The 16,724-nt window shown below is 46.4% G+C and carries 5 protein-coding genes (1 of these 5 running past the window's edge); 3 read left to right on the top strand and 2 right to left on the bottom strand.

The genetic code is table 11. The features are described 5' to 3' along the window. Positions 1 to 20 precede the first annotated feature (20 nt). Together DF182_RS27880 and DF182_RS27875 are read right to left on the bottom strand one after the other, a co-directional pair. Complete coding sequence (locus DF182_RS27880; protein ID WP_147243569.1) at positions 21 to 920, bottom strand: DUF6892 domain-containing protein; 900 nt, start codon at positions 918 to 920, stop codon at positions 21 to 23. 31 nt (positions 921 to 951) lie between these two features. Continuing rightward, positions 952 to 1,458: a GNAT family N-acetyltransferase gene (locus DF182_RS27875; RefSeq protein WP_113619035.1), complete on the bottom strand. Its 507-nt coding sequence runs from the start codon at positions 1,456 to 1,458 to the stop codon at positions 952 to 954. Positions 1,459 to 1,652: 194 nt separating this feature from the next. Between DF182_RS27875 and DF182_RS27870 the strand changes: the two genes are divergently transcribed. From DF182_RS27870 to DF182_RS27860, 3 genes are all read left to right on the top strand, one after another. Then, positions 1,653 to 2,411 carry a hypothetical protein gene (locus DF182_RS27870; protein WP_113619034.1) on the top strand — a complete coding sequence of 253 codons (759 nt, stop codon included), beginning with the start codon at positions 1,653 to 1,655 and terminating at the stop codon, positions 2,409 to 2,411. 886 nt (positions 2,412 to 3,297) lie between these two features. Further along, the gene (locus tag DF182_RS27865; RefSeq protein WP_113619033.1) at positions 3,298 to 12,615 is read left to right on the top strand and encodes a non-ribosomal peptide synthetase; all 9,318 of its coding nucleotides are present in this window, start codon (positions 3,298 to 3,300) and stop codon (positions 12,613 to 12,615) included. Then, a protein-coding gene (locus DF182_RS27860) for a non-ribosomal peptide synthetase (protein WP_113619032.1) crosses the window boundary here: on the top strand, positions 12,612 to 16,724 show its 5' end (the start). The gene runs 5,694 nt beyond the window's last position; only the first 4,113 of its 9,807 coding nucleotides appear in the window; its start codon is at positions 12,612 to 12,614; its stop codon lies off the right edge, out of view. Before DF182_RS27865 ends, DF182_RS27860 begins: the two co-directional genes overlap by 4 nt.

Genomic DNA, 16,724 nt, shown 5'->3' with positions numbered 1-16,724 from the left:
GAAAGCAAGAACACAAGTCCTCAGATTTCTTCTACAACAATATTTTTCTGAGACAGTTGTTCCTTGATGGCAGGGAGGTCCGCATCATAAAAAAGCGTCATGGTCCGGAGATGGGGGAAATGTTTAACATCTTCAAAATCCCTGATATTAAACGTATCGTCCTCTCCATCCCAGAACCTTAGCAGCTGACCATAAATTTCATCTCCGCCATCCTGGTGAATTTCGGTAATCTTCTCTGCATATTTTTTATCTACTTCCAGGGACTGGAAATAGGCCAGCACTTCGGGTATAAATGCATATCCTTCTGCTTCAATATCTATTTCCCGTTCCTGGTGGTTCTCTACAAACTCGTATAAATTAAATTCCGGCTTCAGCAGTTTTTGTTCATACATCAGTTGTTGTACCACTGCCAGTTTGAAGTTAAAATCTGTGAATTCAATTTTCTCTCCTTTAATTTTCCGGTACTTGTATTTATCAGAATAGACCTTTGGTGCGGGAGCAACATATTTAGTGATCACCACTGTGGTGATAGCATTATCTTCTATATCAAACCACAGGTTCATATCCCCGACCACCAGGCTTCCGCTGTCATCGTTTTTTACCGTTTTTCTTACGTGCCCGATATTTTGCTGATAATACTCCTGATAAGCGGTTTGTTCTACGCTGAACTCCGCCGTAAAAGCTGCATCAGGAGAAAAGGGATAACCCGCGGGCAACAGATCCAATGTAAGCCCTTCCACTGCCTGTCCGTTCTGGGAATAAGCCAGTACCCCCAGCTCGTCCCATGTGTAGATATGATTGTATTTTGTTTTGGTGTATCTGGCTTTGCCCAACACCTGCTGCAATGTTTGTATGTTTAGTGGGAACTGCATGCTCTCTCCATTCATCAGGAGGCTGTTATCAGCTATTGTTATTTGCATGGTCTTATAAGGATTGGTATTTACAATACAGTTATAGGTCAGAACGTCGGATCATAAAGTACGCCAGCTCTATATCTCCTCTCTTCAAATTATCCACCCGCCTGAGCCCGGCCTTTTCCAGCACTTTCTGAGAGCCGATATTGTCCAGGTCTGTGACGGCCACTACTTCATGGGTGTCTGTATTGGTAAAACAGTAATCCACCAGTGCTTTGCTGCTTTCGGTAGCAATGCCTTTTCCCCAATACGCCTGACTAAGCGTATAACCTATCTCCACCTGTGAAGGCATATCTGCAAAAAACCTTGCCAGACACATTCCGATAAAATCGTTGTTTACCGCATCAAATATTCCCCAGCGGCCAAATGGTCCTTTTTTATAATCTTCCAGCGCATCATGGAAAGCTTCTATATACTGTTCCGGTGTCCGGAAAGGCAGATAACGGGTTACGCTGTCATCTTTAAACAACTTGCAGAAGATAGACAACTCTGCTGGCAGAAACTCACGGATAACAATCTTACTATTTTGATAGTGGATACGCATAGGCTAATGATACTAATAACACAAATGTACCATTTTCCCATATTTTATCAAGATAGCATTAACGGAAAGGAATATACGTATAGTTCACATGTCTGCACATACTTACCCATCCAGCCCCCGGGTTTATCGCATACATAATAATATTGACAAGTAATTTACTTATATTCGTCACTATTAGCAGATAAAATTATTATATGAAAGGATACGCATTATTACTTCTCCTGTTTGTTTCATTGTCCGGGTATGCCCAGAACACAATCAATAACTACAAATACGTGCTGATACCGGAAAAATTCAGTTTTTCAAAGGAAGAAGACCAGTACGGGCTAAACAGCCTGACCAAAGCCCTCCTGGAAGAAAAAGGATTTACCGCCTATTTTGATGATCCCAAAGTACCCCAGGAACTGGCCGGCAATAAATGTAACGCCCTCAATGTGGAGGTATTACAGCGGAAATCACTCTTTGTCACCAATCTTACAGTCCTGTTAAAGGATTGCCAGGGAAATATCCTTTTTAAAAGTAAAGAAGGTAAAAGCAGGGAGAAGGAATTTATGACCTCCTATAATCTTGCGCTGAGAGATGCTTTTGAGTCACTGAAAGAAGTACCGTATGCTTATAACGGCACCGTTCATACAGTTCCTCAGGTAGTGGCCATCACTCCGGCTCCTGCTCCTGTTACAACATCAGTTCCTGCTCCTGCCCCGGCTCCGAAACCAGAAGAGATAAAGGCAGCAGCCGGCACCTTGTATGCTCAGGCAACAGCCAATGGATATCAGTTGATAGATACCACGCCGAAAATAGTTTTAACGCTCCTCAAAACTTCCGCGCAGGATTATTTTATAGCTGACAATGATATATCTCACGGCATCGTGCTGAAAAGAAACGGGGAATGGTATTTTGAATACTATAAAGACAATACATTTTTTGCGCAGAAACTGATGATTAAATTTTAAGCGATAAAAACATTTTTAAGATCAAAAGAGGGGGTGAGCTAATGTGCTCACCCCCTCTTTTGGTATAAGATCTATCTCTCCAACTCCACTAGATATCTTTTATCACTCAGTAATTTGCTGCAAAAATAGCGCAGCAGTGGCAAACCCAATACCACAAAGGCATTCAATATCACCACTGCATAGTATCTGCAGTCCTTACAATATAACCATTCATTAATACTACCGTCACTGCAAAAATTACACTGAAAAATTACCGCAGGAAGCATTTCCAAAACTCAATACTGCAAAGGATTACAAGAAATTCCATCAATACTGCAGCTTTATCACGGCCAGACAAAGATTTGGTTATTTAGCAAATCTTTGTATTTTTGATTGCAGTCAGGCCACCAAATCATTTACAGCGAATAGTTCTTTTCATTTACAAACACACGTTTAATACAAAAAATCCCGAAGCGAATAGCTGTCCCCGTCCCCCCCGGAACAGACAAATTGGCTCAATCATTTTCAGAAAAGAATTATAGCTGACTATTATATTCTAAATACAGCAGTAGCAGAAAGCACTCTGCCCGTATCGTATGTGTTAGCCATTTAAAACAAAACTCAAAAATAACTATTATCATGTTTCACCAAAACTGGACCCTGTTTCAATGCCCTTTTTATTTAGTATCCATTAAACCCGGAATATTAAGTAACGCCCATCCTGTAGCCAACAGGTGATCTTTGTAACTGCTGCTGTTTATTTTCCTTTATAAGAAGTGACAGTGATCATTTAAACATTTCCTTCGAAATGTATGTCGCCGTATTGTGCTTACACCACATTACCGGTGCCTTATTCCCTGCCTGCAATGGGAATAAGGATTGTTTGTGCCGACAATAATTGCTACTTATGAAAATCTTAACGAGTGTCCAGAGAACGATCTGGATTACCCAAAAAATATTTCCTGCATCTGCCCTTTTTAATGTAGGCGGTTACGCCGAAATAAAAGGAAACCTGAACGTCCCCATATTAATATCGGCCATAGAAGCCACTTTGGTGGATATGGACATTATTACATCCGGATATACTGCATTTAACGATTTGCCATTGGAAGAAAATCCTTCCTTTGTTAAATGTGATATCAGCAGGCTCAACTTTTCCGACAATCCTTCCCCGGCAGACAGCGCGCACAGCTGGATGCAACACGATATGCAGCAGCCTTTTGACGTCAATAAAAATCTGCTGAAAGTCACTATCATTCAGTGTTCCGACGATGTATACTTCTGGTATGCCAAAGCGCATCACCTGATATTTGATGGATATTCCATGTCTCTCTTCTTTAACCATACAGCACGGCTATATGAAGGAAATGAGAATATCGAAAAATTAACACCCTATCAGGATTTTATTGAAGACGATGAGCAATACCGCGGCTCTATTGATTTTCAGAGCGACCGTAATTTCTGGACAAACCGGTTGAAAAACCACCCGGCCGCCAATGCCTTCCAGTCCTGCATGAATACCGCCCCTACTGCTTCCACGATTTCAGCACGCAAGGAAATCAGCATCAAAAGAACATTATACGAACAAATAGAAAAATTCTGCACAACCCATAACTGCACTGTATTTCATTATTTCATTTCTATTATTTTCGTCCTGAACAAATGTTATGGTAACGAAACACCTATAATCGGATTACCGGTCTTTAACCGCCGTAGCAAAGGGTTTAAGCGCATGATCGGAACCAGCGTCAATACATTACCCTTTACAACACCTTTACAGGACGACCATTCTATTTCAACACTGATCGTTCAGATCAAAAATGAGCTGAAGGAATGTTACCGGCACCAGCGTTTTTCATTGTACGACCTGCTGGAGGCGCTGGACAAAAAAGGCAACATCTACAACATCGTTTTCTCTTTTCAGAAAAACACCTATGATGCAGGCTGGAGCGATCTTTCCTCATCTATCCATTATCTTCATAGCGGAGAGCAGCAGGAAGATCTTGTTTTCCATTTGTTGTCTTATTCAGATGAAGCGGACCTCCTTTTATCCGTAGACTATCGTCAGGATTTATTTTCCGGCTACAGCATTGATAAAATCATGCAGCATTTTATCCATCTGACGGAAACACTGCTACAACAACCCACTGCGCCCATTCACAATATTTCATTCCTGTCAGCAGAAGAGCAACATCAACTGCTGGTTACTTTTAATGATACCAGCATATCTCTACCATCAGACCAAACAGTAGTTGACCTCTTCGAAATACAGGCTGCAAAGACTCCTGCAGCCGTTGCTCTGCTATATGAGCAACAGACCTTATCTTATCAGCAACTGAATGAACAGGCCAATCAGCTGGCCGCTTTCCTGATACAGCATCATCAGGTAGAACCGCGTCAGCTGGTGGGCCTGTGTATACCCCGTAATAAGTGGCTGTTGATCAGTGTGTATGCTATCCTCAAAACGGGTGCTGCCTATGTACCAATAGATCCGTTGTATCCGCAGGAACGCAGGGATTATATGATGGCCGACTCACAATGTACCGTGGTAGTGGATGAACAACTACTTCACACATTCAGGTCTCTGCAGCACGAATATCCTGTCACCAATCCGGTCCATCGTGCTTCACAAAACGATGTGGCCTATGTGATCTACACGTCAGGATCTACCGGCAAACCCAAAGGGGTGATGCTCACTCACCTGAACGCATATACGTTTATTAAATGGAGCCAGCAGGAATTCAGCAACACCGTATTCGATATCGTATTCAGTGCCACCTCCGCCTGCTTTGACCTCTCTATCTTTGAATGGTTTTACCCTTTATCTATCGGTAAAAAAATACGGTTGCTGGAAAATGCCCTGGCTATTCCGCAATATTTGCCAACAGCCCAACAGGTATTCTTAAACACGGTACCCAGTGTAATAGGCTCATTGCTGAACGACCAGACAAACTTTAGCATGGTCAATGCTATCAATATGGCCGGAGAAGCAACGCCACCCAGCTTTATACAGCTGCTGGATATTCTGCGCATAGAAGTTCGCAGTCTGTATGGCCCTACGGAAGATACCACCTTTAGCACCGGTTTCAGGTTAGACCCGGCATATCCGGTACTCATTGGCAAGCCCATGACCAACACACAGGCCTATGTACTGGGAGATCAGCTACAGCTGATGCCGGTGGGTGTTACCGGAGAAATCTGTCTGAGTGGTGACGGGCTGGCGGACGGTTACCTCAACAATCCAACCCTCACTGCTGAAAAATTCGTTCCCCATCCCTACATACCGGGCGCACGCCTGTATAAAACAGGAGACCTTGGCAGATGGCTGCCAGATGGTAATCTCATCTTTGTCAGCCGTAAAGATGACCAGATAAAGATCAGAGGGTACCGTATTGAACCCGGTGAAATAACCATCTGTCTGCAACAGCACAGCGATATCACCGGGGCGGTGGCCACTACGTTTACCACACCCGGAGGAGAAAAAGAACTTGTCGCGTATTTCGTGAGCGACCGGGAACTGGCACCAGCACAGATCCGTCAATACCTGTCGGAAAGCCTTCCGGCATACATGGTACCAGCGTATTATGTACAGCTGCCTGCTCTGCCCTTAAACAGCAATGGTAAAGTCGATAAAAAACAACTGCCTCTTCCTGATGTTAATCATGCTGACGGCCTAACAGAATATGTTGCTCCCCGCAACCATACCGAACAGCAGCTGCAGGAGATCTGGCAGGAAATGCTGGGTAAAGAAAAAATAAGTGTTAAAGCCAATTTCTTTGAGCTGGGCGGCCATAGCCTGAAAGCCAGCCGGCTGGCAACTCAGATCCATAAAACATTTGAAGTGGCAATAGACCTTAAAGACCTCTTTAAGGTTGCAGTACTGGAAGATCAAGCCGCACTGATAACCAGCGCGCAGAAAAGTACCTTTAACGCCATCTCTTCTGCTGCGCCAGCACAGGACTATCCCCTATCTTCCGCACAGCACAGGTTATGGATACTAAGCCAGTTCCCCGAAAGCAATGTGGCATATAATATGCCGGGGGCATATCTCTTTGAAGGGCCTGTCAACAAGGCCGCACTGGATTTTGCTTTCAACAGCCTGATAGCCCGTCATGAAATACTACGTACGGTTTTTATACAGCATGAACAGGGAGAACCAAGACAACGGATACTGAATACAGCAGAAATAAATTTCAGCATCCGCTATCTTGACCTGCGGCTGGAAACAGCTGCTCCTGAACTATTCATCCAACAGGACTTTGAGCAGCCTTTTATACTCAGCCAGGGGCCTTTATTACGGGCTGGTTTATATCAACTGGCTGATGAACGGTGGATATTTACCTATGTGATGCATCATATCTGTAGTGATGGATGGTCGATGGGTATTCTCATCAAAGAACTGCTTAGCTTTTACAATGCATATATCAGTGGTACCTCAGCGGATATGCAGCCACTGCCTATCCAGTATAAAGATTATGCCTGCTGGCTGCAGGAGCAGCTTCAGGACAACGCCTTGCAGGAACACCGGCAATACTGGCTGCAACAACTGCAAGGACCTTTACCAGTACTGGAGTTACCATTGGATTATCCCAGACCCGCCACCCGAAACTACCATGGCAGCAGCGTCTGCACAAAACTGAACAGCAGTCTGACGACCAGACTAAAAACATACTGCCGGCAACAGGAGGCCACGCTCTTCATGGGGTTACTCACAGTAGTCACCACGTTACTGCATCGCTATGCGCATCAGCAGCAGATTATGATCGGCAGCCTGTTGGCTGGCAGAGAACACAGCGATCTCGAAGAACAGATCGGCTGTTACCTGAATACCCTGGCACTACGGATGCAGCTGGAAGAAAACAGCTCTTTCAGCAGTTTATTACAGCAGGCCAAAGACACTACACTGGGAGCTTTCAGACATCAGGCCTATCCCTTTGACCAGCTGATAGATGAATTGGGTATTGAATTTGAAAGGAACAGAAATCCTGTTTTTGATGTAACGGTAGTACTGCAGAATATGGATGCCAACTATCAATATCTGCAACAGTTTCATCATCTGCATATTCAAAATTATATAAAGGAACATACGACCAGCAAATTTGATCTTTCATTTGAATTTGCTGAAGTTGATAATGAAATAGAAGCGCTTTTCATCTACAACACCAACCTGTTTAGTGAAGCTACTATCCTCCAGCTGGCCGACAATCTGGAAAGCCTCATGGAGGCTATGCTTCAGCAGCCAGGTACGCCGGTGAAACAATTAAACTATCTACCCTCGCAGCAACAACAACTGCTACTCGAAACCTTCAACCAGAACACGACTGACTATCCCCGCGATAAAACTATTTTCGAACTGTTTGAAACACAGGTCAATCATACACCAAACCATACTGCGCTTGTATATGAACAATGCCAGCTTACCTACAAAGAACTGCACCTGCAAGCCAGTCAGCTGGCAGCTCATCTGCAGCAGCAATACCAGGTAGCGCCAGGAGAAAGGGTTGGCATCATGCTCAGCAGATCAGAAAAAATGATCGTGGCCATACTCGCTGTGCTGAAGACCGGCGCCGCCTATGTGCCCATAGAAACAAACTACCCGGCATCCCGTATAGCCTTTATCATACAGGATGCCGGCATTAAAACACTGGTCACACAAACGGATTTTATCTTTGACCTGGATTATTATACCGGGAAGATGCTGGCCATCGATGTGCTGGAGCCTGGTACCACAGCGCTTTTCACCGGTGTAAACTACGCACCTGTCAGCCCGGCTTACGTGATGTATACCTCCGGCACCACCGGTACTCCCAAAGGAGTGGTAGTAACCCATCGTAATGTGGTCAGGCTGGTAAAGGATACCAACTATATTACCTTTACCCCTGAACAAACCCTGCTGGCCACCGGCGCCTTCTCTTTTGATGCCACCACTTTTGAATACTGGGGCATGTTGCTGAATGGAGGCAAACTGGTGATCTGCCCCACAACAGCACTGCTGCAATCCCACCTGCTGGCAGCAACACTAAGGGAAAATAAAGTGGACACCATCTGGTTCACCGCTGGCTGGTTCCACCAGCTGATAGATGCAGACATCACTATTTTTGAAGGTCTCAAAACCATACTGGCCGGAGGCGACAAGTTATCTCCACAGCATGTAAATACTTTGTTGCATCATTATCCGGAACTGAACATTATTAACGGTTACGGACCTACGGAGAATACCACCTTTTCACTCACCTACCGTATTAATGCACCACTTACGGATATCCCCATCGGGAAGCCTATCAGCAATACAACGGCGTATATCCTCGATGAACAGGATGCCCTGGTACCTGTAGGTGTTACCGGAGAAATCTGCCTCAGCGGCGACGGACTGGCAGACGGATACCTCAACAATCCGGCACTCACGGCCGAAAAGTTTGTCCCTAACCCTTTCCGGCCCGGGGACCGCATGTACAAAACAGGAGACCTGGGCAAATGGATGCCGGATGGCAACATCGCATTTCTCGGCCGTAAAGATGAACAGGTGAAAATCAGGGGATATCGTATTGAACCTGGCGAAATAGCCGCCTGCCTGCTGCAACATCCGGATGTTACCGATGCGGTGGTCACCGCTATTACCAGCCAGGAAGGTGAAAAAGAACTGGCAGCCTATTTTGTGAGTACGAAGGAACTACAGACGACCGAACTACGTAATCATTTGTCGGATGCCCTGCCGGCATACATGATGCCGTCGCATTACATACAGTTACCTGTATTGCCGTTGAATGCAAACGGCAAGGTAGATAAAAAACGACTACCGCTTCCAGCAGCAGACAGCACTCAAAATGGCGTGCCCTATATCGCACCCCGCAATGAAACAGAACAGCAGCTGCAAGCCATATGGGCAGACATTCTTAAAAAAGAACACATCAGCGTTAAGGATAACTTCTTTGATCTCGGGGGACATAGCCTGAAGGCCACACATCTGGCTACCCGCCTGCATAAAGTGTTTGAGGTAAGAATTGATCTGAAAGATCTTTTTGAAGTAGCCGTACTGGAAGACCAGGCAGCATTGATAGCACAGGCGCAGAAAACATCCTTTGTGGCGATTACACCTGCTGCCCCCGCACAAAATTATCCCCTCTCTTCTGCACAGCGCAGATTGTGGGTATTGAGCCAGTTCCCCGAAAGCAGCGTGGCCTATAACATGCCAGGGGCCTATATGCTGGAAGGACAGGTAGACAAAGCTGCACTTGACTTTTCCTTCAATAGTCTGATCACACGCCATGAAAGTCTGCGGACTATTTTTATACAGGACGCTCAAGGTGAGCCCAGGCAACAGATACAACCTGCTGACAATGCCGCTTTCCAAATCAGCTATCATGATCTCCGGCATACACCATCAGCAGCAGATCCATACATCCTACAGGATTTCCAGCAGCCTTTCGATCTCGGCCGCGGACCTTTGCTGCGGGCCGGTTTATATCAGCTGGCAGATAACCGGTGGATACTCACCTATGTGATGCATCATATCTGTAGTGATGGCTGGTCAATGGGTATTCTTATCAGAGAATTATTCTCTTTTTACAACGCCTATATCACAGAAACGGCCGCCGATTTAAAACCGTTGCCTGTCCAGTATAAGGACTATGCCTGCTGGCAACAACAGCAGCTCAGCAGTGACATATTACAGGAGCACCGTCAATACTGGCTGCAACAGCTGCAGGGGCCTGTTCCCGTGCTGGAGATACAGCCGGACTTTCCAAGACCAGCACTAAAAACGTACAACGGCAGCACTGTCAGCAAACATATTCCGGCCGCCCTGCTCCATGCCTTCAAAACAAACTGCCTGACACAGGACATCACTTTATTTATGGGATTGCTGGCGGGTGTCAATGCATTGTTGTACCAGTACAGCAATCAGCGGGATATCATTATCGGCACTCCTATTGCCGGCAGGCAACATTCCGACCTGGAAGGACAGATAGGTTTCTATCTCAATACCCTGGCGCTTCGCATGCAGTTTGATAAAGACATTACTTTCAGCGGTCTGTTGCAACATGCCCGGAAAGTGACCATGGATGCATATCAGCATCAGGCCTACCCCTTTGATCAACTGATCGATGAGCTGCCACTTCAACGGGATCTGAGCCGCAGTGCATTGTTTGACGTGATGATCATTCTGCAGAACAATGATTTTAATCTCGAATCAAATATTCAGGGACCCGGTTCCTTTAATATCACTAAATACCAACAGGCAGCCAATGAAGCCAGTAAGTTTGATCTGCTGTTTGAATTTACAGAGGTCGACGGAGGCCTGACACTGCATCTGTCGTACAACACAGACCTTTATAAAAAAGAAACTGTAAACAGACTGGCAGACCATCTGGCACAGCTACTGGAAAGCGTTAGCGCTATTCCATCCCAGCCTGTTAATACAGTACAATATCTTGGACAGGCCGAGCTGCAACAACAGCTGGTTACTTTTAATGATAACCAGCTCAACATTCCATCCGGCCAGACTATACTGAGCCTGTTCGAAACACAGGCTGTTGCTACACCACAGGCCACAGCCCTGTTATACCAACAACATGCTTTATCCTATCGGCAACTGAATGAGCAGGCCAATCAGCTCGCTGCGTTCTTACAGGAACAACATCAGATACAGCCTGGACACCTGGTGGCTATTTGTATGCCCCGCAGCCAGTGGCTCGTCATCAGCATACTGGCCGTCCTCAAAACAGGTGCTGCTTATGTACCTATAGACCCGGTGTATCCGCAAGAGCGTAAGGATTATATGCTGGCAGATTCGCAATGTGCGGTAGTAGTAGATGAGCAGCTGCTGGATACATTCTGTAGTGTACAACAACAATATTCTCACAACAATCCTGTCGATCATCCACAGCAGGATCATATGGCATATGTGATCTATACTTCCGGTTCTACCGGAAGGCCTAAAGGCGTAATGATCACACACCGTAATGCATTCGCTTTCATCAAATGGTGTCAGCAGGAATTTAGCGACACAGTCTTTGAAACACTGTTCAGTGCTACATCCGTATGTTTTGATCTTTCTATTTTCGAACTCTTCTTTCCATTATCTACCGGTAAAAAAATCCGGGTACTGGATAGTGCACTGGATCTTCCGCAATATTTACCCGCTGCCAGCCAGGTATTATTAAACACTGTACCCAGTGTTGTAGCTACCTTACTGAACGACCAGGTGGACCTCAGCTCTGTCACTGCATTAAATATGGCCGGAGAGCCGGTACCACCGCAGTTTCTGGAGCTACTGGATACAACGCGTATGGAAGTACGAAATCTCTATGGTCCTTCGGAAGACACCACCTACAGTACTTTTTACAGACTACATACCGGAGCCCCCGTACTTATCGGGAAACCTATCGCCAATACACAGGCATATATCCTGGGAGAAGGGCAACAGTTGTTACCACTGGGTATCACCGGAGAGATCTGCCTGAGCGGAGACGGGTTGGCCATGGGATATCTGAATAACCCGACCCTGACAGCCGAAAAATTCATTCCTAATCCCTTCAAACCAGGCACACGCCTGTATAAAACGGGAGACCTCGGCAGATGGACTGCTGACGGCAACATCGTATATCTGGGCCGCAAAGATGAACAGGTAAAAATCAGAGGTTACCGTATAGAACCCGGTGAGATAACCGACTGCCTGCAACAACACCCTGATATTACCGATGCAGTCGTTATTGCCACCACCACCCCGGATGGTGAAAAAGAGCTGGCAGCCTATATCGTCAGCGCCCAGGAGTTGCAGCCGGCCGAGCTCCGTTCTCATCTGTCGGCCAGCCTTCCGGCTTATATGTTACCGGCGCATTACATACAACTGCCTGCACTGCCGTTAAATGCTAATGGTAAAATCGACAAAAAACAACTGCCACCTCCTACAGCGGGCCATTCGGGAAGTACCACGGAATATGTAGCGCCACGCAACGATACGGAACAACAGTTACAATACATCTGGCAGGAAATGCTGGGGAAAGAAAAGATAAGCGTTCAGGATAACTTCTTTGATCTCGGCGGCCATAGCCTCAAAGCCATGCGGCTCATATCCAGGATCAACGCAGATTTCCAGGTACAACTCAATATCCAGGGAATATTCCGGAGACCAACAATTGAAGGCGTGGCAGAACAGATTCTGCTGTTGCATCATCAAAACAAACAATCACAAAACAGAGAACAGTTAATACAAATTGAGATATGAGAGACTTCCTGGATAAAATAAAGGACAACAATATTTTTCTGGAGATCATAGACGGTGAGCTGAAAGTATTTGCCAGTAATGCTGCTGTAGACCCTGAACTGATTGCAGAAATAAAACGAAGAAAACAGGACCTCCTGCAGATACTGCTGGACAATGCACCCACCACAGCTGCAGACATGTCTGGTGCAAGGATTCCGGTTGCACAGCCGCAGGCGTTCTACCCCCTTTCTTCAGCGCAGCGCAGACTCTGGGTATTGGGCCAGTTACAGGATGTCAGCAGGGCTTATAATATGCCGGCGGCCTATTCCTTTAAAGGCACCTTTGAAATGGAAGCACTCTCCTTTGCTTTTAAAAACCTCATCACTCGTCATGAAAGCCTGCGGACAATATTTCTTCAAGATGAAGAAGGTGAGCCGGGACAGGTGATTCTGCCCGCAGAAAAAGCGGTAGCTGCTTTCAGCCCTTCTTATACAGATCTGCGGAATGCACCACAGCAACAGGACTTATTACAACAACATATACAAAAGGATTTCGAGCGGTTTTTTAATCTTACCCAAGGCCCGCTATTGCATGCAGCCATCTATCAGATTGCAGATGACCATTGGGTGTTTACCTATGTCATGCATCATATCTGTAGCGATGGCTGGTCGATGGATATTCTGATACAGGAACTGTTATTGTTCTACAACAGTTATGCAGCCGGCCAGCAGCCGGAGCTACAACCGTTGACTATTCAATATAAAGACTATGCCTGCTGGCAACAACAGCAGCTGGGTGAACAGGCCTTACAACAGCATAAACAATACTGGTTAAAGCAGCTGCAAGGTCCGCTGCCTGTGCTGGAGTTAGCGGTTGACAAACAAAGACCTGCACTGAAGACGTATAATGGCAACAGCATCCGAAAAACAGTCCGCCCGCAGGTAGCTGCCGGTCTGCATGCGCTCTGCCGCCAGCAGGATGCTACCTTGTTCATGGGATTACTGGCAGGTGTTACAGCCTTACTACATCGCAACAGCAACCAGGAGGATATTATTATCGGTAGCCCGATTGCAGGCAGGGAACATGCTGACCTGGAACGACAAATCGGCTTTTTCCTGAATACGCTCGCACTGCGCATGCAACTGGGTGAAAACACTTCTTTTGCAGCACTCCTGCAACACGCAAAACAAACAACCCTACAGGCATACCGGCATCAGTCCTATCCTTTTGATCAATTGCTGGATGATCTGGCACTGCAGCGGGACATGAGCCGCAGCCCGCTGTTTGACGTCCTGGTAGATTATCATGATAATAAACATCGGGCATTAACCACGGCTAAAACCCTCCAGGGGCTCAGGATTAGCACTTATGATACGGGAGCCCCAGCAGTCAGTAAGTTTGATCTCACCTTTATTTTTATAGATTCAGCAGAAGGACTAGACCTGTTGTTGGAATATAATACTGATTTGTTTGAAGAAGCGACTGTCCATCGCATGTTTACCCAGCTGGAAGAATTGATGGCAGCGGGTATCAGCACACCTGACAAGGTTATCGGTCAGCTTTCCTATATTCCGGAAGCAGAACAACAGTTGTTGCTAAAAGATTTTAATACTACTCCCGCACTCTACGATGGTTATATTCCTGTTTTAACGTTATTCAGAAAACAGGTAACACAACACCCGCAGGCCACGGCTGTAATATTTGAAAACACTGTTCTCTCCTATCTCCAGCTGGACGAGGCTTCTGACCGGCTGGCATCTTATATCAAAACACAGTACAATATCCTGCCGGACCAACGCATAGCGCTCATGATGGACCGCTCCGAAAAGACCATCATTGCCATGCTGGCGGTTTTAAAAGCTGGTGCTGCTTTTGTTCCGGTAGATCCGGTATACCCACCAGCACGCAAACAGTATATCATTCAGGATGCAGCCACCGTGCTGCTGATCACTCAGACAGATTATATATTTGATATTGATTATTATCAGGGACCCGTATTTGCGGTTGATGCCCAGCTGGACGGACTTCCGGAAGCGGATAAGGCTGTTGGGACTGATACTCCCGGCGATAATCTCGCTTATGTGATCTACACTTCCGGATCTACAGGGCAGCCTAAAGGTTGTGCTATGACCAATGCCAACCTATCTCATTATATACAATGGGCTAATGCCGGGTACTTCAACAATGGCCAAGCGCCTCACTTTGCGCTCTTTACCTCCATCTCTTTTGATCTGTCTATCACCAGTATATTCTGTCCGCTCACATCCGGAGGGACACTCACAGTATATAATCAACAACTGGACATTGCCTCCGTACTGCAACAATGCTGTGATCCCCGCAGTGGTGTAAATGCGATAAAGGTCACTCCCTCGCATGTGAACATGATCGCACAGCTGAACCTCACCGAAACGGCCATCAACACCGCTATTCTAGGGGGAGAGCAGGTAACAACGGAGCAGGTACGTACACTCAAATCACTTAATCCGCAGGTAAAAGTCTATAACGAGTACGGACCTACGGAAACAACAGTAGGATGTATCGTCAAAGAACTCGATGAACATACTCCCATCCTCATCGGCAAACCCATCTACGGCATAGAGATCTTCATTCTCTCTCCGCAGGGGCAGCTTTGTCCGGTAGGTATACCCGGGGAAATCTGCATCAGTGGCGCAGGTCTGGCAAGGCAGTATCTCAATAATCCACCACTCACCGCACAAAAATTTATTCCTAATCCATTCCGCCCGGGACAACGCATGTACAAAACCGGTGACCTCGGCAGATGGCTCCCTGATGGACAAATACAATTCATCGGCAGAAAAGACGAACAGGTAAAGATCAGAGGCTACCGCATAGAACCCGGTGAAATTGAAAATGTGTTGCTGACATATCCGAACATTAGTGAGGTAGTAGTCATTGCGGTAAATAATAAAGAGGGTGACAAAGAACTGGCAGCCTATTTTACCAGCCAACGGACACTATCTACAGCCGATATACAGTCATTCCTGGCTACACAGCTGCCGGCGTATATGCATCCTGGTTATTTCATTCAGTTGGAAACACTGCCCCTTACCCACAACGGGAAAGTCGACAAGTCCGGATTACCTTCTCCTACTGAACAAACTTCCGGCCGCGCCGTATACGTAGCTCCGGCCAACGAAACGGAACAACAACTGGTCAGCATCTGGCAGGAAGTTCTCGGAAAAGAAAAAATAAGTATGCTGGACAGTTTCTTCGACCTTGGGGGACATAGCCTCTCGGCCATCCGTTTAGCCAACCAGCTGCAGCGAACTTTTAAAATTAAAGTAGACCTCAAGGATATTTTTGCCCGAACAACATTGCAACAACAAGCAATGTTTGTAGCGGCAGCCAACAGCATCTCATTTAATAATATTACGCCCGCTGCCCCTCAGGCAGATTATCCGCTATCGTCTTCCCAGCACAGACTCTGGGTACTCAGCCAGTTCCCCGAAAGCAGTGTGGCCTATCATATGCCCGGGGTGTTTCTGTTCGAAGGCAGCCTTCGTATCGATGCACTCAACACCGCCTTTAACAACCTGATAGCCAGGCATGAAAGTCTGCGTACCGTATTTGTGCAGAACGAACAGGGAGAACCCAGACAGCTGGTACTTTCCGTAGAAAAAGCAAGCACCTTCGCTGTTAGCATACTAGACCTCCGTGCCATGCCGCAACTGGTAGACCAGCATGTACAACAGAATCTCCGGCAACCGTTTGACCTGAAAAACGGACCACTGCTGCGCGCCGCCTTATACCAGCTCGCTGATGATAAATGGGTATTCACCTATCTGATGCATCATATCTGTAGTGATGGATGGTCTATGGACATCCTGATTAAGGAACTGCTACAGTTTTACAATAGCGCTATCACCGGCCAGCAGATGGAGTTACAGCCGCTGGCTATACAATATAAAGACTATGCCTGCTGGCAGCAGCAGCAACTTAGTGGCGAAACACAGGAGCAGCATCGGCAATACTGGCTGCAGCAGTTACAGGCGCCTTTGCCCGTGCTGGAACTACCGCTTGACAAACCCAGGCCTGCACTCAAAACCTATAACGGCAACAGTATCATTAAACCTGTTGCACCTAAAGTGGCAGCGGCGCTACAATCCCTT

The organism is Chitinophaga flava, from assembly GCF_003308995.1.
Taxonomy (GTDB): domain Bacteria; phylum Bacteroidota; class Bacteroidia; order Chitinophagales; family Chitinophagaceae; genus Chitinophaga; species Chitinophaga flava.
This window is presented reverse-complemented; position numbering and strand designations above follow the sequence as displayed.